Source organism: Nocardia sp. NPDC057353 (assembly GCF_042667085.1).
Classification (GTDB): Bacteria; Actinomycetota; Actinomycetes; order Mycobacteriales; family Mycobacteriaceae; genus Nocardia.
Map to the genome: position 1 here is coordinate 92,290 of NZ_JBHVAK010000005.1, position 22,488 is coordinate 114,777.

Below are 22,488 nucleotides of genomic sequence, written 5' to 3' on the forward strand. Positions count from 1 at the left end.
AGTCGCCGCGGCCCCGCGTGACGTTACTGTGACTTTGCCCCATCATGCCCGACCGCCCGCGCCGCACCGGCGATCGGGTGCGGCGCGCGGCGTGGGTCAGCGCGCGGCGGGCTGCTGCGAGCCGTGCTCGGCCAGCCCGCCCAGCGCGCGCACCCAGTGCTCGGCGAAGACCCGGATCTCGTCCTGGCTGAACGCCGCCTCGACGTAGTCGAAGCGGACCAGGAGGCCGTCCGGGCCGACGTCGACCAGCAGGTCCAGCAGCAGGTCCTGGACCGGCGGCTCGATCAGCACCCGGGCCGGGCGCACGTCCCGGTAGCGCAGCGCGTAGCGGCCCTGCGCCGCGGCCGCCAGCTCGCGGCGGGCGGTGACGTGCCGCAGCACCGAGTAGCCCGCGCCGCCGGACGGCACCGCGGCGCGCGCGGCGGCGATCCGCTCCAGCAGCGCGCCCGCGGCCGGGCCGCCGACCAGCGCCTCGGCCACGTCGACGCCCGCCGCGGGCAGCGGGAGCGGGTAGGCGACGTCGAAGGCGCCCGCGACGCCGTCGGTGCGGTCCGCGGTCCTGCCGTCCGCCTGCAGCCGGACCACGGGGCCGATGGCCCTGGTGACGGCCTGGTCGGCGGCGGTGTCGGTGGCCAGCACGGTGGCGGCGAGCAGGACGTCGAGCACCTCGGCGCCGTGCGCGGCCGCGGCGGCGGCCACCGCGGCGGTGCCGTCGCCGGTGATGGTGAGCGAGATGCGGCGGCGGCCGCCCGCCGGGGCAGGCGGCTCGGCGGGGCGGCCCGCGAGGGTGCCGCGCCACCAGTCCAGCTCGGCGCGCTCGGCGCCCGCGAGGCGGCGGCGCAGGGCCGTGAGCAGCTCGGTGACCCCGTCGTCGGAGCCCGCCCTGCCCGCGTGCCTGCTGCCGGACCACGCGGCGGAGAGGTCGTCGGCCAGGATGCGCCAGGTGGTGTCGTCGACCACGAGCGCCGAGGCGACCAGCAGCAGGGTGGCGGAGCCGTCCGGGCGGGCGGCGTGCACGAAGCGGATATTGCGGCCCGCGGCGGGGTCGAGCTCGGCCGAGACCTCGCCGACGAGGCGGTCCAGGGGCGGGAGTTCGCCGGAGAGCGGGAGGCTCACGAAGGGCTCGTCCACCCGCTCGGCCGGGGGCGGGAGCTCGAAGACCGGACCCGGTGCGCCCGGCTCCTGGCGCCAGCGGGACCACAGCAGGGGGTGGCGCTGCATGACCGCGTCGATCGCGGCGCGGACCGCCGAGGGGGCGGTGCCCGCCGGGACGTCGACCGCGGCGGCGCGGACGTGCACGCCGAGGCCGAGCGCGGCCGCCGTCGGGGTGGTGATCGGGAGGCGGGACGGGAGGACCGCGGTGGTCAGGGTCGAGGTGGAGATGGTCGGGACCTGGGTCCTCGGCTCCGCCCGGTGCTGCGGTTCGGGTTCGGTGAGGGCGGGGCCGAAGGGGTTCGGGGTCTCCGGTTGGGCGCGGTGGCGCGGGACCCGGTCCCCGTTGCCGTCCGGGGACGCGAGGTCGGGCGCCGCGGCGCCGTTCGCGGGGGTTTCCCACGGGGTGGCGTCGGCAGGTGTCGGGACGGAGGCGCCGTTGGACGGGGACGCCCACGGGGTGGCGGACTCGTGCTCGGCCGGGGTGGGCTCCGGCGCTGTGGCCCGCGCGGGTTCGCGGGCCGGGGTGGCGGGGACACCGTTCGACGGCGTGGCCCAGGCGGGCTCGGCGGCGGGGGTGTTCGGCTCGGCGTGGGTAGGCGAACCGTCGGCACCGGGTGCGAGCACGCCGTTGGACGGGGTGGCCCACGGGGACTCGGCGGCGGGGAGGTCGGGCTCGGGCGCCGGGGGGTCGGATTCTCCGCCGTGGGCCGGGCGGGGATCGGCGGCGGGGACGGGCACGCCGTTCGCGGGGGTGGCCCAGGGCGATTCGACGGCGGATTCCTCGACGTCGCGCTGCGCGGCCGAAGGAGCCTCTGCGGCCGGGATCCTGAGGGGGCGGATCTCGGTGGGGGCGTCGGCGGTGAGGAGGGCGTCGAGCAGGGGGACGACGGTGTCGAGGGCGGCGGGGTCGGTCATCTGCTCGTGCTTGACAGCGACCTCGTGGTCGAGGACGCGGGCGGCGTGCGGGCGCCAGGAGGCGATGACGTCGTGGTCGCGGCGGTCGTCGGCGGCGGCGCGGAAGTAGTGCACGGTGCCGTCGAAGACGCCGGGGCGGTGCCGGGGCAGCAGCAGCACCGAGCGGACCGCGGTGGTGTAGGCGGCGCGCAGCCGGACCCGGTCCACCTCGACCATTTCGGCGGGGATGCTGCGGTGCAGCGCGGACAGGTGCTCGTCGGAGAGCTCGGCGAGCCGGTCGGGGTCGACGTCGTGCATGCCGATCTCGGCGAGCATGCGCACCGTGGTCTCGCGCCAGGTGGCGAGGTCGAAGGCGAAGTCGGCGTCGAGCATGGCGAGTACCCCGACCTCGTGGCCCGCGGTGCGCAGCCGGACCGCGACCTCGTGCGCGAGCACGCCGCCGAGGGACCAGCCGAGCAGGTGGTACGGGCCCTCCGGGCGCACGGCGCGGATCTCGGCGACGTAGCGCTCGGCCAGTTCGGCCAGCGATTCCGGGCCGTCCCATGCCTCCGGGCCGGTGATCGGGGCGGAGAGGACCGGGGACTGGATGCCGTAGACCGGGATCTCCGGGGCGAGGCGGGTGGCGAGCGGCTGGTAGCACCAGGCCAGTCCGGCCATGGGGTGGATGCAGAACAGCGGCGGCTGCTTCCCGTCGCCCGCGCGCAGCGGGAGGACGACGGCGAGGGCCGGGTCCGCGGGGGCGGGCTCGGCGGCGTGCCTGCCCGTCGTGACCGGCTGGTAGACGGCGGTCGGCATATCGTCTGCGCCCACCGCGGCAGCGGTGCCGAGGTCGGCGCTCGGCACGCCGAAATCGCCGGCGGGTGCGCCGGACTCCGGCACGGGGTAGGCGTCGGGCTGTGGCCCCTCGAGGGAGCCGAGCTCCGACACCGCGTTGGCATCGGGCTGCGGCCCCTCGTGGGAGCCGGACTCCGGTACCGCAGAGGCGTCGGGCTGCGGCCCCTCGTGGGAGCCGGACTCCGGTACCGCAGAGGCGTCGGGCTGCGGCAGCGCTTCCGCGGCTGCGTGCGCGCCGGAGGCCGCAGGGGCACCGGAGGTCGCGTGCGCGCCGGCGGTGGCGGGGAGGCCGCGGGCTGCGTCGATGCGCGCGGCGAGGTCGGCGACGGTGGTTCCGTCGAAGAGCCACGGGACGCGGACGGGGACGCCGGTGTCGGCGGCCAACTGCGCCACGGCGCGCACGGCGTCCAGGCTGGTTCCGCCGAGCGCGAAGAAGTCGTCGTCGGCGCCGACGGCGGCCGCGCCGGGGAGCGCGGCGGCGAAGGCGGCGGCGACCAGCAGCTCGGTCTCGCCCGCAGGCTCCCGGCCCGCGCGCGGCGCGAAGTCGGGGGCGGGCAGGGCGCGGCGGTCCAGCTTGCCGGTGCCGGTGAGCGGCAGCTCGGCCAGCGGGACGACGGCGGCGGGCACCAGGTACCCGGGCAGCCGGGTGCGGGCGAAGGCGAGCAGCTCGGCCGGGTCGACGACCTGCCCGGCGACCGGCACCGGGTAGGCGACGAGCACCCCGTCGGCGACGGTCACCGCGGCCCTGGCGACGGCGGGGTGCGCGCGCAGCACCGCCTCCACCTCGCCGGGCTCGACCCGCTGCCCGCGCAGCTTCACCTGGAAGTCGTTGCGGCCCAGGTAGTCCAGCCCGCGCCTGCCGAGCCGGACGACGTCGCCGGTGCGGTAGAGCCGCTCGCCGGGGCGGAACGGGTCGGCGACGAACCGCTCGGCGGTGCGGCCTGGCTCGCCCGCGTAGCCGCGGGCCAGCTGGACCCCGGCCAGGTACAGCTCGCCGGGAGCGCCGATCGGCACCCGGCGCAGCAGCCCGTCGAGCACGTGGATGTCGGTGCCCGCGACCGGGGTGCCGATCGGCACCGGGCCCGCCGCGCCGTCGGTGTCGGCGCGGTGCGCGGTGACCACGGTGGCCTCGGCGGGGCCGTACCAGTTGTGCAGCTCGCCGGTGAGCAGCGCGGCGCAGCGCTGGACGGTGGTCCGGCTCAGCGCCTCGCCCGCGGCGAAGACCCGGCGCGGCAGCGCCGCGGGCTCCCCCGGCGTCTCGGCGAGCAGCCCGAGGTAGGCGTCGAGCAGCGCGGGCACGAAGTGCACCGTGGTGACGCCTTCGCGCTCGATCAGGGCGCGCAGCAGCGCGGGCTCGCGGTGCGCGTCGGGTTCGGCGATCACCAGCCGCGCCCCGGTCTGCAGCGGCCAGAACAGCTCCCAGGCGTGGATGTCGAAGGTGACCGGGGTCTTGTGCAGTACGACGTCGGAGCCGTCGTGCGGGTGCGCGGACTGGGCCCAGCGCAGCTGGTTCACCAGCTGCCGGTGCGTGATCAGCACGCCCTTGGGGGTGCCGGTGGAGCCGGAGGTGTGCACCACGGAGGCCAGGGTGTCGGGGCGGTTGGCGTAGGCGGGCGCCGCGCCGGGCTCGACCGCGGCGATATCGACCACCTCGGCGCCGCTCCCGGTGTGGAAATCGGCGCCCGCGAGGACGAACTCGGGGCGGATCCGGGCGAGGACGGCGTCGATCCGCTCGGCCGGGTCGGCGGGGTCGAGCGGGACGTAGGCGGCGCCGGTCTCCAGCACCGCGTAGATCGCGGTCACCAGGTCGAGCGAGCGCGGCAGCGCGACGGCGACCAGCCGCTCCTGGCCTGCGCCGCGCGCGGCCAGCGCACCGGCGAGACCGGCGACGCGGGCGCCGAACTCGGCGTAGCTCAGCGTCTCGTCGCCGAAGGTCACCGCGGGGGCGTCGGGGGTGCGCGCGACCTGGTCGCGGAAGAGCGAGACCAGGGTGTCCTCGCCGGGCGGCGGGGCGAGCGCGCCGTCGTTGAGCGCGTCCAGCATGGCGCGCTCGGGGCCGGGCAGCAGGTCGAGCGCGGCCAGCCTGCGGTCGGGGCCGAGCGAGATGCGGTCGAGGACCACGCGCAGCCGCTGGGTGAGCACGGCGGCGACGGCGTCCTCGACGGTGTCGCGCCGGAAGAGCACCCGGATGCCGAGCCGGTCGCCGACGTCGACCAGCAGGGTGATCGGGTAGTGCGTGTAGGTGACGGCGTCGAGCGCGCCTGCGCCGGGCGCGCCGGTGGCGTGCTCGGCGGCGGCGCGCAGCGCCTCGGTGTCCACCGGGTAGCTCTCCACCGCGACCAGGGTGTCGAAGAGCGGGTCGGCGGAGCCGGTCCGGTGCGCGGGGGCGCGCTGGATCTCGGCGAGCCCGAGGTGGTGGTGGTCGAGCAGCGCGGCCTGCTCGGACTGCAGCCGGGTGAGCAGGGTACGCACGGTGCCCGGCCCGCCGGTGTGCACCCGGACCGGCACGGTGGTGGCGAAGAGCCCGACCATGTCCTCGGCGCCCGCCAGGTCGGCGGGGCGGCCTGCGACGACCGCGCCGAAGACCACGTCGTCGCTGCCGACGGCGGCGCCGACGACCAGCGCCCAGGCCGCCTGCACCACGGTGGCGATGGTGACGCCGGTGCCGGTCGCCAGCGCGCCGAGCGCGGCGGTCCTGGTGATGTCGATGTCGACGACGGCGGTGCCGACCTCGTCGGCGCGCTCGCTCCGCACCGGCCCGGCGAAGGCGGCGAGCGCGGGGGCGAGCAGGGTCGGTTCGACGCCGTCCAGCGCGGCGGCCCACGCGGCGGTGGCGGCGCCGCGGTCGCGCTCGGCGAGCCACTGCACGTGGTCGCGGTACGGCCGCGGCGTGGGCAGCTCGGCCCCGCCGCCCGCGTAGAGCACGAGCAGGTCGCGCACGAGCAGCGGCATCGACCAGCCGTCGAGCAGCAGGTGGTGCAGGGTGAGCACGAGGTGCGCGCGGCCGGACTCGGTGCGGTACACCGTCATCCGGAGCAGCGGGGCGGTACCGGGGTCCATCGGCTCGGCCCGCTCGGCGGCGCGCAGCGCGGGCAGCTCGGCGTCGGGCACCCACTCGACGAGCTGCCACGGCAGCTCCACCCGGTCGTAGACCAGCTGGACCGGGGTGCCGTCGGCGGTGTGCGCGAAGCCGGTGCGCAGCACGGCGTGCCGGTCCAGCAGCGCGGTGCCCGCGGCGTACAGCCGGTCGAGGTCGACGTCGGCCGGGAGCTCCAGCGCGAACTGCATGACGTAGTAGTCGGTGCCTGGCTCGGCGCTGTGCACCAGCAACCCGGCCTGCAGCGGGGTCACCGGGAGCACGTCGACCAGCCCGCCGCCCGCGGCGCGCCAGTGGTCCAGCTCGCGCTGGGTGACCGCGGCGGGCGCGACGTCGGAGGGGGTGAGCCCGCCCGCGGCCGGGTGCGCGAGGTGCCCGGCCAGCGCCTCCAGCGCGGCCAGCCAGTCCTCGGCGAGGTCGCGGACGTCGGCCTCGTCCAGGATGCCCGCGACGTAGCGGAAGGTGGCGGTGAGCCGGATGCCGTCCAGGTCGTCGGCGATGGCGTCGATCTCGATCACGCCGGAGGCGGGCAGCTCGGGCGCGGGGTCCAGCTCGATCCGGCCGAACTCGCCGGTGGGCAGCCAGTCCATGACGTGCGCGCCCGCGATGCCGCCCGCGCGGCCCAGGTAGTTGAAGGAGATCTGGCCCGGGTGCGCGGGCTCGGCGAGCTCGCCGCCCGCGAACCGGCGCAGCATGCCGAAGCCGATGCCGCGGTCGGGGACGGCGCGCAGGTTCTCCTTGACGGCGCGCACCGCCTCGGCGGTGGCGGCGCCGCCCTCGTAGTCGGGGCCGAGCTCGACCGCGCCGAGGTCGAGCGCGACCGGGTGCACGGTGGTGAACCAGCCGACGGTGCGGGCCAGGTCGGCGCCGGGCACCGCCTGCTCCTCGCGGCCGTGGCCCTCCAGCCGGACCACGGTGGTGGCGGCGTCGACGCCGCGCCGGGCGCGCCAGGCCCGCACCGCCATGGCCAGCGCGGTGAGCAGGGCGGTGTCCGGGCCGGTGTGGTAGAGCGCGGGCAGCCGGGTGAGCACGGCGGCGGCCACCGGGCCGGGCACCGGCACCTCGAAGCGGCCGGTGCCCGCGTGTGTGTCGCGGCGCGGGTCGAGCGCGCGCACGCCGAGCAGCGGGTCCGGGGTGGCCAGGATGGAGCGCCAGAGCGGGAGCTCGTCCGCCCGGCCCGGCGCGGCCTCGGCGAGGCCGTGCGCCCAGCGCCGCAGCGAGGTGCCGACCGGCGGCAGCTCGACCTCGATGCCCGCGGAGATCTGCGCCCACGCGGTGACCAGGTCGGGCAGCAGCACCCGCCAGGAGACGCCGTCGATCACGTAGTGGTGCACGGCGAGGACCAGCGCGTCGCGGTCGTCGGGGCGGTGCAGCCAGACCCCGGCGAACATCCGGCCCGCGGCCGGGGCCAGCTCGGCCAGCGCGGTGTCGGCGGCGACGGCCGCGAAGCGGTTCAGCTCGGCCTCGCCTGCGGCGGCGGGCACGTCGAGCCGGGTGATGGCGGCGTCGACGAGCTCCAGCGAGCCGGTCGCCCTGGTCTCGAACTCCCAGTGCGCACCCCCCACCGGGCGCAGCCGGGCGCGCAGCGCGTCGTGCCGCTCGACCACGGCGGCCAGGGTGCCGACCAGCTCGTCCCGGTCGATCCCCGGCGGCAGCGCGAGCACCATGAACTGGCCGAAGCGGTCGACGATGCCGCCGCGGTCGAGGAAGTCGGCGAGCACCGGCAGCAGCGGCATGGAGCCGATGCCGCCGCCGGAGAGCTCGGTGGTGGCCGTGCCCGGGTGCGCGGCGGTGCGCGCGACCCTGGCCAGCCCGGCAACGGTGCGCTGCTCGAAGACCTCGCGCGCGGTGATCACCAACCCGGCCGCACGCGCCCCGCCGACCACCTGGATGGCCGAGATGCTGTCGCCGCCGAGCGCGAAGAAGGACTCGTCGACGCCGATCTGCTCCAGCCCGAGCACCCGGCCGAAGATCTCGGCGAGCCGGGCCTGGGTGGCGTCGACCGGCGGCCGCGCGGTGCCGCCTGCGGGGACCGGGGCGGGCAGCGCGGCGCGGTCCAGCTTGCCGCCCGGGGTGAGCGGGATGCTGTCCAGCACCACCAGCGCCGCGGGCACCAGGTGCGCGGGCAGCCGGTGCGTGACGAAGGCGTGCAGCTGCTCGACGCCGATCTCCCGGCCGTCGGCGGGCAGCACGTAGCCGACCAGCCCGACCGCGCCGCCGGGCAGCTGCCGCGGCTGCACCACCGCGAAGCCGACCGATTCGTGCGCGGTGAGCACGGCCTCCAGCTCGCCCGGCTCGATCCGCAGGCCGCGGATCTTCACCTGGAGGTCGTTGCGGCCGAGGAACTCCAGGTCGCCGGAGGCGGTGCGGCGCACCAGGTCACCGGTGCGGTACATGCGCTGGCCCGGGAGCCAGGGGCAGGCGACGAAGCGGGCGGCGGTGAGGTCGGGGCGGTTGCGGTAGCTCTCCGCGAGCGCGGCGCCCGCGATGTGCAGCTCGCCGACGGCGCCGGTCGGCACCGGGTGCAGCCTGCCGTCGAGCACCCACTCGGTGATCCCGGCGACGGTCTCGCCGAGCGTCACCGGCGCGCCGGGCTGCAGCTTGGCGCTGTTGGTCATGACGGTGGCCTCGGTGGGGCCGTAGCCGTTGTGCACCTCGCGGACCCGGCCGTCCGGCAGCGGGATCGCCCAGCGGGCGGCCAGCTCCGGCGGGCTCGCCTCGCCCGCGGCGAGCAGCGAGACCAGCTCCGGGAGCGCGGCCGGGTCGAGGGTGGCGAGCACCGACGGGGTGAGCACGGCGTGCGAGACCGCCTCGGCGCGCAGCAGCTCGGCCAGCTCGTCGCCGCTCGACGCGCTGCGCGGCGCGATGACCAGGGTGGCGGCCGCGCCGACGGCGAGCAGCAGCTCGAAGATCGAGGCGTCGAAGGAGGGCGAGGCCACGTGCAGCACCCTGGACTCGCCGGAGGCGCGCAGCGCGACCCGCTGCGCCACCACCAGCCCGGCCAACCCGAGGTGGTTCACCGCGACGCCCTTGGGCGCGCCGGTGGAGCCGGAGGTGTAGACCACGTAGGCGATGTCGGCGGGGTTGAGCGGGGCCAGCCGGTCCCGGTCGGTGACCGGGGCGGCGCCGAACTCGTTGATCCAGCTGTCCGAGCCGCGGCCGTCGAGCGCCAGCCAGGGCAGGTCGGCGGGGAGCCGGTCGCGCACCGCGGCGAGGGTGAGGCCGAGGACCGCGCCGGAGTCGGTGACCATGTAGGCCACCCGCTCCGGCGGGTAGTCCGGGTCGACCGGGACGAAGGCGGCGCCGGTCTGCGCCACCGCCCAGACGGCGAGCACCGACTCCGGCGTGCGCGGCATGCCGATCGCGACCACGTCGCCGGGGCCGATGCCGCTGTCGATCAGGGCGCGGGCCAGCCGCGCCGAGCGGGTCTGCAGCTCGTCGTAGGTCCAGACCCGCTCGCCCGCGCGCACCGCGACGGTGGCGGGCGCCTGCGCGGCGGCGCCGGTGAGCAGCTCGGACAGGGTGAGCAGGTCGGGAGCGGGCCTGCCGCCGAGCCGGGACGAACCGCCCAGCTCGGCCTCGGTGACCAGCGGCAGGTCGCCGACGGGGGTGCGCGGCGCCGCGGCCACCGCGGCGAGCAGCCGGACGAACCGCCCGGCGAAGGCGCGCACGGTGGATTCGGCGTAGCGGTCCAGCGCGTAGCCGACCGAGCCGACCAGCGCGGCGCCGCGCTCCGGCCCGGCCGCGCCGATGGCGACCGAGAGGTCGAAGCGCTCCACCCGCAGCTGCGGGTCGAGCACGGTCAGCTCGAGTCCGGGCAGCGCGAAGCTGGTGGCGGGGAGGTTCTGGTAGGCGAGCGCGACCTGGAAGAGCGGGCTGCGGTTCAGCGCGCGCTCCGGCTCCACCGCCGCGACGACCTCCTCGAACGGGACGTCGGCGTGCGCGAAGGCGGCCAGGTCGACCTCGCGCTGCCTGGCCAGCAGCTCGGCGAAGGGCTCGGCGGGGTCGATCCGGCTGCGCAGCACCAGGGTGTTGACGAACATGCCGACCACGTCGTCGAGCTCGGCGACGCCGCGGCCCGCGACCGCGGTGCCGACGGCGATGTCGTCGCCGCCGCCGAGCCGGGCCAGCAGCACCGCGAGCACGGTGTGCACGGTCATGAAGAGCGAGGCGCCGGTGCCGCGGGCCAGCTCGTCCAGGGCGCGGTGCACCGAGGGGTCGACGGTGAAGGCGACCGAGCCGCCGCGCAGCGATGGCTGCGCCGGGCGCGGCCGGTCGCCGGGCAGCGTGGACTCGGCGGGCAGCCCGTCCAGCGCGTCCCGCCAGTAGCGCAGCTGGGCGGCGCCGAGCGAGTCGGGGTCGTCGGGGTCGCCGACGGTGCCGCGCTGCCAGAGCGCGTAGTCGGCGTACTGCACCGGCAGCGGCGGCCACTCGGGGGCGGCGCCGTCGACCCTGGCCCGGTAGGCGGCGACCAGGTCGTGGGTGAGCGGGCGGATGGACCAGCCGTCGGCGGCGATGTGGTGCAGCACCACGACGAGCACGTGCTCGGCGGCGCCGGGCTCCGGGTCGGTGACGGCGAGCAGCGCGGCCCGCACCGGAACCTCGGCGGCCACGTCGAACGGGGTCGCGGCCAGCTCGGCCACCCGCTCGGTGACCTCGGCCGCGGCCACCGGCTCGACGCCGAGCTCGAGGCCGCCGCCGGGCGGCAGGATCTGCTGCTCGGGGCCTGCGCCGGTGTCCGGGTAGCGCGTGCGCAGCGTCTCGTGCCGGTCGATCAGGTCGGCGAGCGCGGCGCGCAGCGCCGCGGTGTCCAGCGCGCCGCGCAGCCGCACCGCGACCGGGATGTTGTAGGCGGTGGCGGCGGTGTCGAACTGGTTCAGGAACCACATCCGGCGCTGTGCCGGGGAGAGCGGGACGGTCGCCGGGCGCACCGCCGCGACCAGTGCGGGGGCGTCCTCGACGGGGGCGCCGGTGAGCCGGGCGGCCAGCGCCGAGACCACCGGCAGCTCGAAGACGAGCGCCACCGGGACCCGGCGCTCCAGCGCCGCGCCGATCCTGGCCGCGACCCGCATGGCGCCCAGCGAGTTGCCGCCGAGCGCGAAGAAGTCGTCGTCCCGGCCGACGCCTGCGGTCTCCAGCACCTCCGCGTAGGCGGCCGCGACCAGCTCCTCCACCGGGCCGCTGGGCGCGGTGAAGGCGCGCGCGGTGAACTCCGGCGCGGGCAGCGCCCTGCGGTCCAGCTTGCCCGCGCTGTTCAGCGGCAGCGCGTCCAGCACGACCAGCGCGGCGGGCACCAGGTACCCGGGCAGCCGGGCGGCGAGCCCGGACCGCAGCGCGTCCCGGTCGAGCTCGGTGCCCCCGGCGGGCACGACGTAGCCGACCAGGTGCTCGCCCTCGGCCACCGGCACCGGGACCACGACGGCCTGCGCCACGCCCGGCGCGGCCAGCAGCGCGGCCTCGATCTCGCCCAGCTCGACCCGCTGCCCGCGGAACTTCACCTGGAAGTCGGCGCGGCCACGGTACTCCAGCTCGCCCGCGGCGGTGCGGCGCACCAGGTCGCCGCTGCGGTACATGCGGGAGCCCGCCGGGCCGAAGGGGTCGGCGACGAAGCGGTCGGCGGTCAGGTCGGGGCGGCCCAGGTAGCCGCGGGCCAGCTGCCCGCCCGCCAGGTAGAGCTCGCCGACGACGCCGGAGGGCACCGGGTGCAGCCGCTCGTCAAGCAGGTACACCCGGCTGCCGCCCTGCGGCTCGCCGATGGCCACCGGCGCGCCGGGGCGCGCGGTCCAGCCGGTGATGGAAACGGCGGCCTCGGTGGGGCCGTACAGGTTGTGCAGCCGGGCCGGGGTGGCGGCGGCGAAGGCGGCTGCGGTCTCCGGGGGCAGCGCCTCGCCGATCACGAAGAGCTCGCGCAGGCTCGCCAGGTCGGCGCTGGCCCGCCCCGCCGCCGCGACCAGCGCGGTGAGCATGGACGGCACGAAGTCGGTGACAGTGATGCCGCGCGCGGCGATGGTGTCCAGCAGGTAGCGCGGGTCGCGGTGGCCGTCCGGGGTGGCGAGCACCAGCCGCGCGCCCGCGCGCAGCGGGAGCAGCCAGCCCCAGAGCGAGACGTCGAAGGTGGTCGCGGTCTTCTGCAGGTAGCGGTCGCCCGGCTCCAGCGGGTAGCGCGCCAGCATCCAGCTGATCTGCTGGTGGATGGCGCGGTGCGGGACCGCGACGCCCTTGGGCTGCCCGGTCGAGCCGGAGGTGAAGAGCACGTAGGCGGGGTGCTCGGGGTGCAGCGGGGCGCGGCGCTCGTGCGCGGCGAGCGGCTCGGCGCCGAAGCCCGCCGCGTCCAGGCTGTCCAGTTCGAGCACCGGCAGCCCGGCGGGCGCGGGCACCCGGTCGGCGGCGGTGGTGAGCAGGCAGACCGGTGCCGCGATGGTGAGCACGGTCTCGATCCGCTCGGCCGGGTGCTCGGGGTCGAGCGGCAGGTAGGCGGCGCCCGCGGTGAGCACCGCGTAGATCGCGATCACCAGCTCCGGGGAGCGCCGAATCGAGAGCGCGACCACGGTCTCCGGCCCGGCGCCGCGGGCGATGAGCAGCCGGGCGAGCCGGTTCACGGCGGCGTCGAACTCGGCGTAGGTCAGGATCCGGCCCTCGTACTCCACGGCGACCTGCGTCGGGAGCGTGCGCACCACCCGGCGATAGCCGTCGAGCAGCTCCTCCACCGGCACCTCGAACTCCGGGCCGGAGCACACCGCGGCCGCCCGGTCGGCGGCGGCGGGCAGCGGGGCGTCGCCCACCGCGGCGGCGGGCCGGGTGACCAGCGCGTCGAGCAGCCGGAGGAAGCCGTCGGCGAAGCCCGCGACGGTCTCCGGCTCGAAGAGGTCGGTGGCGTAGGTGAACTCGGCGCCCGCGCCGTGCTGCCCCGGGTTCACCGTGAGCTGCAGGTCGAAGCGGGCGCGGGCGGCCTCGGTGTCGAGGCCGGTGACGGTGAGCCCGGGCAGCTCGATGGCGACCCGGTCCAGGTTCTGGAAGAACAGCGCGACGGTGAAGAGCGGGTGGTGCGCGGCGCTGCGCTCGGGGTCGAGCACCTCGACCAGCCGCTCGAAGGGCAGCTCGGCGTGCGCGAAGGCGCCGAGGTCGGCCTCCCTGACCCGGGTGAGCAGCTCGGTGAAGGGCGCGGCGGGGTCGACGGGGGTGCGCAGCACCAGGGTGTTGACGAACATGCCGACCAGGTCGTCCAGCGCGGCCTCGCCGCGCCCGGCCACCGGGGTGCCGATGGTGATGTCGCGGGTGCCGGAGAGCCGGGCCAGCAGCACCGCGAAGGCGGCGTGCACGACCATGAACGCCGAGGCGTTGTGCTTCCTGGCCAGCTCCTCGACGGCCGTGTAGGTGGCGGCGGGGATCTCGAAGCCGTGCCTGGCGCCGCGGCCGGAGGCGACCGCGGGGCGCGGGTGGTCGGCGGGCAGGTCGAGGCGGACGGGGATGCCGTCGAGCGCGGCCCGCCAGTAGCCCAGCTGCGCGGCGGCCATGGACTCGGGGTCGTCCTCGGCGCCGAGGAGCTCGCGCTGCCACAGGGTGTAGTCGGCGTACTGGACCGGCAGCGGGGCCCAGCCGGGGGCGCGGCCGTCGGCGCGCGCCAGGTAGGCGGTGCTCAGGTCGCGGACCAGCGGGGCGACCGAGGCGCCGTCGGCGGCGATGTGGTGCAGGACCAGCGCGAAGACGTACTCCTCCGGCCCGAGCTCGTAGAGCGCGGCGCGCACCGGCGGCTGCTCGGTGACGTCGATGCCGACATTGGCGAAGTCGGCGAGCCGGGCGGGCAGCGCGGCCGGGTCGGCCGGGCGCGGGTCCAGGTCGGGCAGCACCCCGGCGACCGGGAGCACCACCTGGTGCGCGGCGCCGTCCACCGCCGGGTAGACGGTGCGCAGCGCCTCGTGCCGCTCCAGCACGTCGGCGACGGCGGCCCGGATGGCGGCGAGGTCGACCGCGCCGGTGAGGCGCAGCGCCACCGGGATGGTGTCGGTGGGCGAGCTGGTGTCGAACTGGTTCAGGAACCACATGCGCTGCTGCGCCGGGGAGAGCGGCAGCCGCTCCGGGCGCGGCACCGGGGTGAGCGCGGGGCGCGCGCCGGAGCCCTGGATCTCGGCGAGCCGGGCGGCCAGCGCCGCCACCGTCGGCGCCTCGAAGACCAGCCGGGCGGGGACCGTGGTGTCCAGCCGCGCGCCCAGCCTGGCGGCGAGCCTGGTGGCGCTGAGCGAATTACCGCCGAGCGTGAAGAAGTCGTCGTCGGCGCCTGCGCGCTCGGCGCCGAGCAGCTCCACGAAGACCCCGGCGACCAGCGCCTCCAGCCGGGTGGCGGGCGCGCGGTAGGCGGCGCCGCGCAGCACCGGCGCGGGCAGCGCGGCCCGGTCCAGCTTGCCGGTGGGCGCCAGCGGCACCTCGTCCAGCAGGGTGATGGCGGCGGGCACCATGTAGCCGGGCAGGCTCCGCTCGGCCAGCGCGAAGAGCTCGCGCGGCTCCGGGCTGCGGCCGGGCACCGGCCGCACGTAGGCGGCGAGGATGGTGCCGCCGCCGGGCCGGTCGACGCCGAGCGTGGCCACGAAGTCCACGTCGTCGTGGCCCGCGAGCACGGCGTCGATCTCGCCGAGCTCGATCCGCCTGCCCCTGATCTTGACCTGGGAGTCGGTGCGCCCGACGAACTCCAGGTCGCCCGCCCTGGTCCAGCGCACCAGGTCGCCGGTGCGGTAGAGCCGGGAGCCGTCCGCGGCGAACGGGTCGGCGACGAAGCGCTCCGCGGTGAGCGCGGGGCGCGCCAGGTAGCCGCGGGCCAGCTGCGCGCCGCTCAGGTACAGCTCGCCGACGACCCGGTCCGGCACCGGCCGCAGCCTGCGGTCAAGCGCGTACACCCCGTTACCCGGGATGGCGGTGCCGACGGTCGGCACCAGCCTGCCGCTGAGCTGCTCGGTGACGGTGGTGGCGACGGTGGCCTCGGTGGGGCCGTAGGCGTTGTAGAACTCCCGGATGCCGCTCTCCCCGATCGGCCGCGCCCAGCGCCGCACCAGGTCGGCCTTGAGCACCTCGCCGCCGGTCAGGATCACCCGCAGGTCGTCCAGGTCGTCCGGCTCCATGGAGGCGAGCGCGGTCGGGGTGAAGATGGCGTGCGTGACCCGCTCCCGGCGCAGCAGCGCAGCCAGGTCGGCGCCGCCGTAGACGGTCGGCGGCGCCACCACGGCGGTGGCCGCGCCGACCAGCGTGACCAGCAGCTCCAGGAAGGAGGCGTCGAACGAGGGCGAGGCGAAGTGCAGCACCTTCGACTCCGGCGTGATGCCGTACTTCTCCCGCTGGTGCGCGCCGAGCCGGGCGAACCCGGCGTGCGTCACCACGACGCCCTTGGGCAGCCCGGTGGAGCCGGAGGTGTAGATGACGTAGGCCGGGTGCCGCGGCTCCAGCGGCCTGCGCCGGTCGGTCTGCTCGATCGCGCCCGCCGGATATCCGGAGTAGGCGGTGTTCTCGCTGTCCAGCACGAGCCACTCGGCGGTGCCGGGCAGGGCGTCGCGCACCCCGGCGACGGTGAGGCCGAGCAGCACCCCGGAGTCGGCGATCATGTGCGCCACCCGGTCGGCCGGGTGGTCCGGGTCGATCGGCAGGTAGGCGGCACCGCTCTTGGCGATGGCCCAGATGGCGAGCACCGACTCCGGCGAGCGCGGCATGGCGACCGCGACGATGTCCTCCGGGCCGACGCCGCGCGCGATCAGCGCCCGCGCCACCCGGTTCGAGCGCTCGTCCAGCTCGGCGTAGGTGAGTTCGACGGCGGTGCCGTCGAACTCGGCGTAGCGCACGGCGACCCCGACCGGCGCGGCCCAGACCGCGGCGTTCATCAGCTCGGGCAGCGTGGCCTCGGCGACCGGGGCCGCGGCGAGCTGGGTGCGGGCGTGCGCGCGCTCCCGCTCGGCGGCGTCGAGCAGGTCGATGGCGCCGACCGCGATCTCCGGGTCATCGGCGACGGCGGCCAGCACCCGGGCGAAGCGACGCGCGAAGGACTGCGCGGCGGCCTCGTCGAAGACGTCGGCGGCGACGGTGAAGAGCGCGACCAGCTCCCCCGCGTGGCCGTCGACCCGCGGCCGCGGCTCCACCACGACCTGCAGGTCGAACTTGGCGGTGACGGCCCCGGGGTCGAGCGCGCTCACCCGCAGCCCCGGCAGCTCGAGGGCGGGCGGCTCCACGTTCTGGAAGGCCAGCATGACCTGGAAGAGCGGGTGGTGCGGACCCACCTGCCCGGCGACCACGTGCTCGACGACCTGCTCGAACGGCACCTCGGCGTGCGCGAAGGCGTTCAGGTCGGTCTCCCGGACCCGGTCGAGCAGCTCGGTGAAGCTCTCCTCCGGCGCGAGCACGGTGCGCAGCGTGAGCGAGTTGACGAACATGCCGACCAGGTCGTCCAGCGCGCGGTCGCCGCGCCCGGCGAACGGGGTGCCGATGGCCAGGTCGCTGCTGTCCGCGAAGCGGGCGAGCAGCACCGCGAGCGCGGCGTGCACGGCCATGAAGACGGTGGCGTTGCGGCTGCGGGTGAGCCGGATCAGCTCCTCGTGCACCTCGGCCGGGATCACCACCCGCGCGCTCAGCCCGCGCATGGTCGGGGTGGTCGGGCGCGGCCGGTCCCACGGCAGCTCGAGCACGGCGGGCAGCCCGGCCAGCTGCTCGCGCCAGTAGGCCAGCTGCCTGGCGGCGAGCGAGCCGGGGTCGTCGGCCGAGCCGAGCACCTCCTGCTGCCGGATGGCGTAGTCGGCGTAGCGCACCGCGAGCGGCGCGAAGCCGGGCAGCGCGCCCTCCGCGCGGGCGGCGTAGGCGGTCACCAGGTCGCGGGCGAGCACCGCCACCGAGGCGCCGTCGACACAGATGTGGTGCAGGACCAGGACGAGCAGGTGCTCGACGGGGCCGGTCTGCACCAGCAGCGCGCGCACCGGGACGTGCTCGGCGACGTCGAACGGGTTGCCCATGAGCTCGGCGACGAGCCTGCCCGGATCGATCGCGCGGCGGACCGGCAGCCCCTCCGGCATGGTCTCCTCGACCGTCCGCACCTCCTGGTACGGCATGCCGTCCGGGCCGAGCGGGTAGCGGGTGCGCAGCGGCTCGTGCCGCTCCAGCACGTCGGCGACGGCGGTGCGCAGCGCGGGGACGTCGAGCTCGCCGGTGAGCCGGATGGCCAGCGGGATGTTGTAGACCAGCGACTCCGGGTCCAGCCGGTTCAGCAGCCACATGCGGTACTGGGCTGGGGCGGGCGGCACCCGGTCCGGCCTGCGCACCGGCACCAGCGGCGGCCGCTCGGCGGCGCCGTCCGCGGCGGCGGCGGCCACCACCCGCGCGGCCAGCGCGGCGACGGTCGGCGCGTCGAACAGGTCGCGCACCACGATCGCGGCGTCCAGCGCCGCGTTCACCCGCGCCACCGCGCGGGTGGCGAGCAGCGAGTTGCCGCCGAGGCCGAAGAAGTCGTCGTCCCGGCCGACCTCGGTGGCGCCGAGCAGCTCGGCGAAGACGTCGGCGACGCCCTGCTCGATCGGGCCCGCCGGGGCCTGCGCCTGCGCCGCGCCGACCACCTCGGGGCCGGGCAGCGCCGCGCGGTCCAGCTTGCCGTTGCGGGTGAGCGGGAGCGCGGGCAGGACGGTGATCACGTCCGGCACCATGTGCGCGGGCAGCACCGCGGCCAGCTCGGCGCGGAGCGCGGCCGGGTCCGGCCCTGAGTCGGTGAAGGCGTCCCAGACCTGGCCGGGCACCACGTACCCGACCAGCCGCTCGCCGCTGTGCTCGCCCGCGCGGACCAGCACCGCCGCCTCGGCGACGCCGTCCAGCGCGAGCAGCGCGGCCTCCACCTCGCCCGGCTCGATCCGGAAGCCGCGCACCTGCACCTGCTGGTCGGCGCGGCCCAGGTACTCCAGCGCCATGCCGGTGCCGAACCCGGCCCAGCGGCCGAGGTCACCGCTGCGGTACATGCGGGCGCCGGGCGGGCCGAACGGGTCGGCGACGAAGCGCGCCGCGGTCAGCGCGGGCCGCCCGGCATAGCCGCGGGCGAGCTGCCCGCCGCTCACGTGCATCTCGCCGATCACCCCGACCGGCGCGGGGTGCAGCCGGTCGTCCAGCACGTAGACCCTGACGCCAGGCAGCGCGCGGCCGATCACGCCGACCGCCTCCGCGGCCATCCGCTCGTCCAGCACCTGGAAGGTGACGTGCACCGTGGTCTCGGTGATGCCGTACATGTTCACCAGCCACGGGGCGTCCCGCGGGTACCGCTCGTACCAGCCGCGCAGCCCACGCAGGTCGAGCGCCTCGCCGCCGAAGACCACGTAGCGCAGCGCCAGCGGGTCGGCCCCGCCCGCCACCGCGACCCGGTCCGCCTCGGCCAGCTGCCGGAAGGCGGACGGGGTCTGGTTCAGCACGGTGACCCGCTCGCGCACCAGCAGCGCGCGGAACGCCTCCGGCGAGCGCGCGGTCAGCTGGTCGACCAGGACGACGGTGCCGCCGGTGGCGAGCGCGCACCACAGCTCCCAGACCGAGAAGTCGAAGGCGAAGGAGTGGAACAGGGTCCAGGTGTCGTCGGCCTCGAAGTCGAAGATGAGCTGGGTGTTGGCGAAGAGCTCGAGCACGTCGCGGTGCGTGACCCGGACGCCCTTCGGCGTCCCGGTGGAGCCGGAGGTGTAGATGATGTAGGCCAGGTTGTCCGGGCGCAGCGCGCCGCGGCGCGCGGCAGCGAGCCTGCGCTGCGGGGCGAGCACCTGGGTGACGTGCTCGTCCGGCTCGGCGCCGGTGCCGAGCTCGGCCAGCGTGACCACCGGGATGTCGGTGGGCGGCAGCAGCTCCCGCTCGGCGCCGGTGGCGAGCACCGCTACCGGGGCGGCGTCGGCGAGCAGGAAGCTCAGCCGCTGCGCCGGGTAGCCGGTGTCCAGCGGCAGGTAGGCGGCGCCGGACATGAGCACCGCGAGCAGCGCGACCGGCAGCTCCTCGGTGCGCCCCGCGGCGACCGCGACCACGGTCTCCGGGGCGGCGCCGAGCTCGATCAGCGCCCGCGCGGCCTGCTCGGCGCGGGCCCAGAGCGTGCCGTAGTCGAGCTCGGTGCCGAGCTCGCCGGGGCCGCGCACGGCCACCGAGTACGGCCTGGCCTGGGCGCGGGCCGCCACCAGGTCGACAAGGGTGAGCTCGGGCACCGGCGCGCCCGCGGTGTTCCAGGCGTTCAGCACCAGCTCCTGCTCGCCCGGCGCGAGCAGGTCCAGGTCGCCGACGGGGACGGTGGCGTCGGCCGCGACCGCGGCGAGCACCCGGACGAAGCGGTCGGCGAAGTCGCGCACGGTGGGCGGGTCGAAGAGGTCGGTGGCGAAGTCGATCGCCGCCTCCAGCCCGGAGCCGGGGTGCTCGACCAGGGTGAGCTGCAGGTCGAAGCGGGCCTGGCCGGTGCTGTGCAGGTCGATCGGGCGCACCGAGAGCCCGGGCAGCTCCAGCTCGGGGCGCTCGGCGTTCTGGAAGGTCAGCATGACCTGGAAGAGCGGGTGGCGGGCGGGTGAGCGCACCGGGTCGAGCAGCTCGACCAGCCGCTCGAACGGGACGTCGGCGTGGCCGAAGGCCCCGATGTCGCCGCTGCGCACCTCGCTCAGCAGCTCGGTGAAGGGCTGCCCGGAGTGCACCCGCGCGCGCAGCACCAGGGTGTTCACGAACATGCCGATGACGTCGTCCAGCGCGGCGTCGCCGCGGCCGGCGACCGGCGTGCCGACCACCACGTCGTCGGTGCCGGAGAGCCTGCTCAGCACCACCGCGAGCGCGGCGTGCACCACCATGAACAGCGTCGCGTCGTGCTCGCCGGCCAGCCTGCGCAGCCCGGCGTGGGTGGCGGCGTCCACCCGGAAGGGCAGGGTGTCGCCGCGGTAGGAGGCCTCGGCGGGGCGCGGGCGGTCGGCGGGCAGCTCCGGCTGCGGCGGCAGCTCGGCGAGCCGGGCCCGCCAGTAGCCGAGCTGGTGCGCCATGGTCGAGGTGGGGTCGTCCTCGGCGCCGAGCGCGTGCCGCTGCCAGAGCGCGTAGTCGGCGTACTGCACGGTGGGCGGTTCCCAGTCCGGCTCGGCGCCGCGGGCCCGGCCCAGGTAGGCCGTCATCAGGTCGCGGGTGAGCGGGGCCAGCGAGAAGCCGTCCGCGGCGATGTGGTGCACCACGCAGATCAGCACCGCGTCGTCCGGGCCGAGCCGGAGCAGCGTCGCCCGCACCGGCGGCGCCGCGGTGACGTCGAAGCCGCGCGCGGCGGCCGCGACGATCAGCCCGAGCACCTCGTCCTCGGTGGCGCTGCCGAGCTCCAGCCGCGGCACCAGCGGGTCCTGCACCGGCAGGATGTCCTGGTAGCCGACGCCGTCCAGCTCCGGGTAGACGGTCCGCAGCACCTCGTGCCTGTCGACCACGTCGGTGACGGCCCGCTCCAGCGCCGCCACGTCGAGCGCGCCGGTGAGCCGCACCGCCATCGGGATGTTGTTGACCGCCGAGGCCGGGTCGAAGCGGTTCAGGAACCACATGCGCTGCTGCGCGTAGGAGAGCGGGATGCGCTCCGGGCGCGGCTGCGGGGTGAGCGGCGGCCTTCCCCCGGTGCCCGCGTAGGCCGCCACCCGCTCGGCCAGCGCGGCCACCGTCGTGGCCTCGAAGAGCAGCTGCACCGGAACCTTGGCGGCCAGCGCGGTGCCGATCCTGGCCGCGGCCCGCGCGGCGAGCAGCGAGTTGCCGCCCAGCTCGAAGAAGTCGTCGTCGGCCCCCACCGGCTCCTCGGCGCCGAGCACGGCGGCGAAGGACTCGGCCACGGCCCGCTCGGCGGCGGTGTCGGGGGCGCGGAACTCGCGCGCGGCGAAGACCGGCTCGGGCAGCGCGGCCCGGTCCAGCTTGCCCACCGGGTTCAGCGGGATGTGGTCGAGCACGACGACGGCCGACGGGATCATGTAGCCGGGCAGCGCGCGCCCCGCGAAGAGCAGCAGCTTCTCGGTGTCCAGCACCGCGCCCGGCCGGGGCAGCACGTAGGAGACCAGCGCGGTGACCCCGGAGGGCAGCAGCTTGCCGAGCGTGGCGGCGTAGTCGACGTCCTCGTGCGCGGTGAGCGCGGCGTCGATCTCGCCCAGCTCCACCCGGAAGCCGCGCACCTTGACCTGGAAGTCCGTGCGCCCGAGGAACTCCAGGGGAGCGTGCGCGGTGTCGTCGGGGCGCCCGGGGGCGCCGAGCTCGGTGCGCCTGGCCAGGTCGCCGGTGCGGTACATGCGGGCACCCGGCTCGCCGAGCTCGCCGCCGAACGGGCAGGCCACGAAGCGGCTCGCGGTGAGCGCGGTGCGGTTCAGGTAGCCGCGGGCCAGCGCGGGCCCGGCCAGGTACAGCTCGCCGACGACGCCCGCAGGCACCGGCCGCAACCTGCTGTCCAGCACGAACACCTGCACGCCCGGGTAGGCGGTGCCGATGGTGATCGGCTCGCCCGCGCGCAGCGCCGGGGTGCCGGTGGCGGCGATGGTGGCCTCGGTCGGGCCGTAGGCGTTGTAGAAGTTCCGCGGTGGCACCGCCCAGCGCCGGACCAGCTCCGGGCCGAAGCGGTCGCCGATCACCATGACCGAGCGCAGCTCGTCGATCCCGCCCGGGTCCACCGACTCCAGCGCGCCCGGCGTGATCAGCATGTGCGTGACCCGCTCGCGGCGGATGAGGTCGGCCAGCTCGAACCCGCCGAAGACCCCGGGCGGGGCGATCACCAGGGTCGAGCCGGTGGCGAAGGCGAGCAGCAGCTCCAGCACCGAGACATCGAAGTTCGGCGAGCAGATGTGCAGCATCCGCGAGCCGGGCCGCACGTCGTAGTGGTCGCGCTCGTGCGCGACCAGCGCGCCGAGCCCGGTGTGCGTGACGACGACGCCCTTGGGCTTGCCGGTGGAGCCGGAGGTGTAGAGGACGTAGGCGGGGTGCTCGGCGTGCAGCGGCCGCACCCGGTCCTCGTAGGAGACCGGGTGGCCGGGGTGCCGGTCGATCCGCTCGGCGACGGTGGGGTCGTCCAGCTCGATCCAGTAGGCGGCGGTGCCGAGCACCGGCCGGTGCCTGCTCAGGGTGAGCCCGAACTCGGCACCGGAGTCGGCGACCATGTGCTCGATCCGCTCGCGCGGGTAGGTGGGGTCGATCGGCACGTAGGCCGCGCCCGCCTTGGCGATCGCCCAGACCGCGAGCACCGACTCGACCGACCTGGTGACGGCGATGGCGACCACCGCGCCGGGGCCGACGTCCCGATTGATCAGCTCGCGGGCCAGCTTGGACGAGGCCTCGTCCAGTTCCCGGTAGCTCAGCTGCTCCTGGTCGCCCGGCTCGCCGGTCGGGTTGTACCTGATCGCAACGGACTCCGCCGCGGCCTCGACCGCACCGGTCAGCAGCTGAGCGAACAGCGGGCTACGCGTCTTGCGCCGACGGCTGTCCCGGTTCGAACGGCGGTGGGAGTCCATCGTGTGCATCCCCTAAGGCAGAGCAGATTC

Annotated in this window: 1 protein-coding gene; it reads right to left on the bottom strand. The window is 76.5% G+C overall.

The window, feature by feature from the left end:
* Positions 1-96 precede the first annotated feature (96 nt).
* Positions 97-22,458 (bottom strand): non-ribosomal peptide synthase/polyketide synthase, encoded by a 22,362-nt coding sequence (locus tag ACFUUZ_RS04250; protein ID WP_378692397.1) that lies wholly within the window; start codon positions 22,456-22,458, stop codon positions 97-99.
* Positions 22,459-22,488 lie beyond the last annotated feature (30 nt).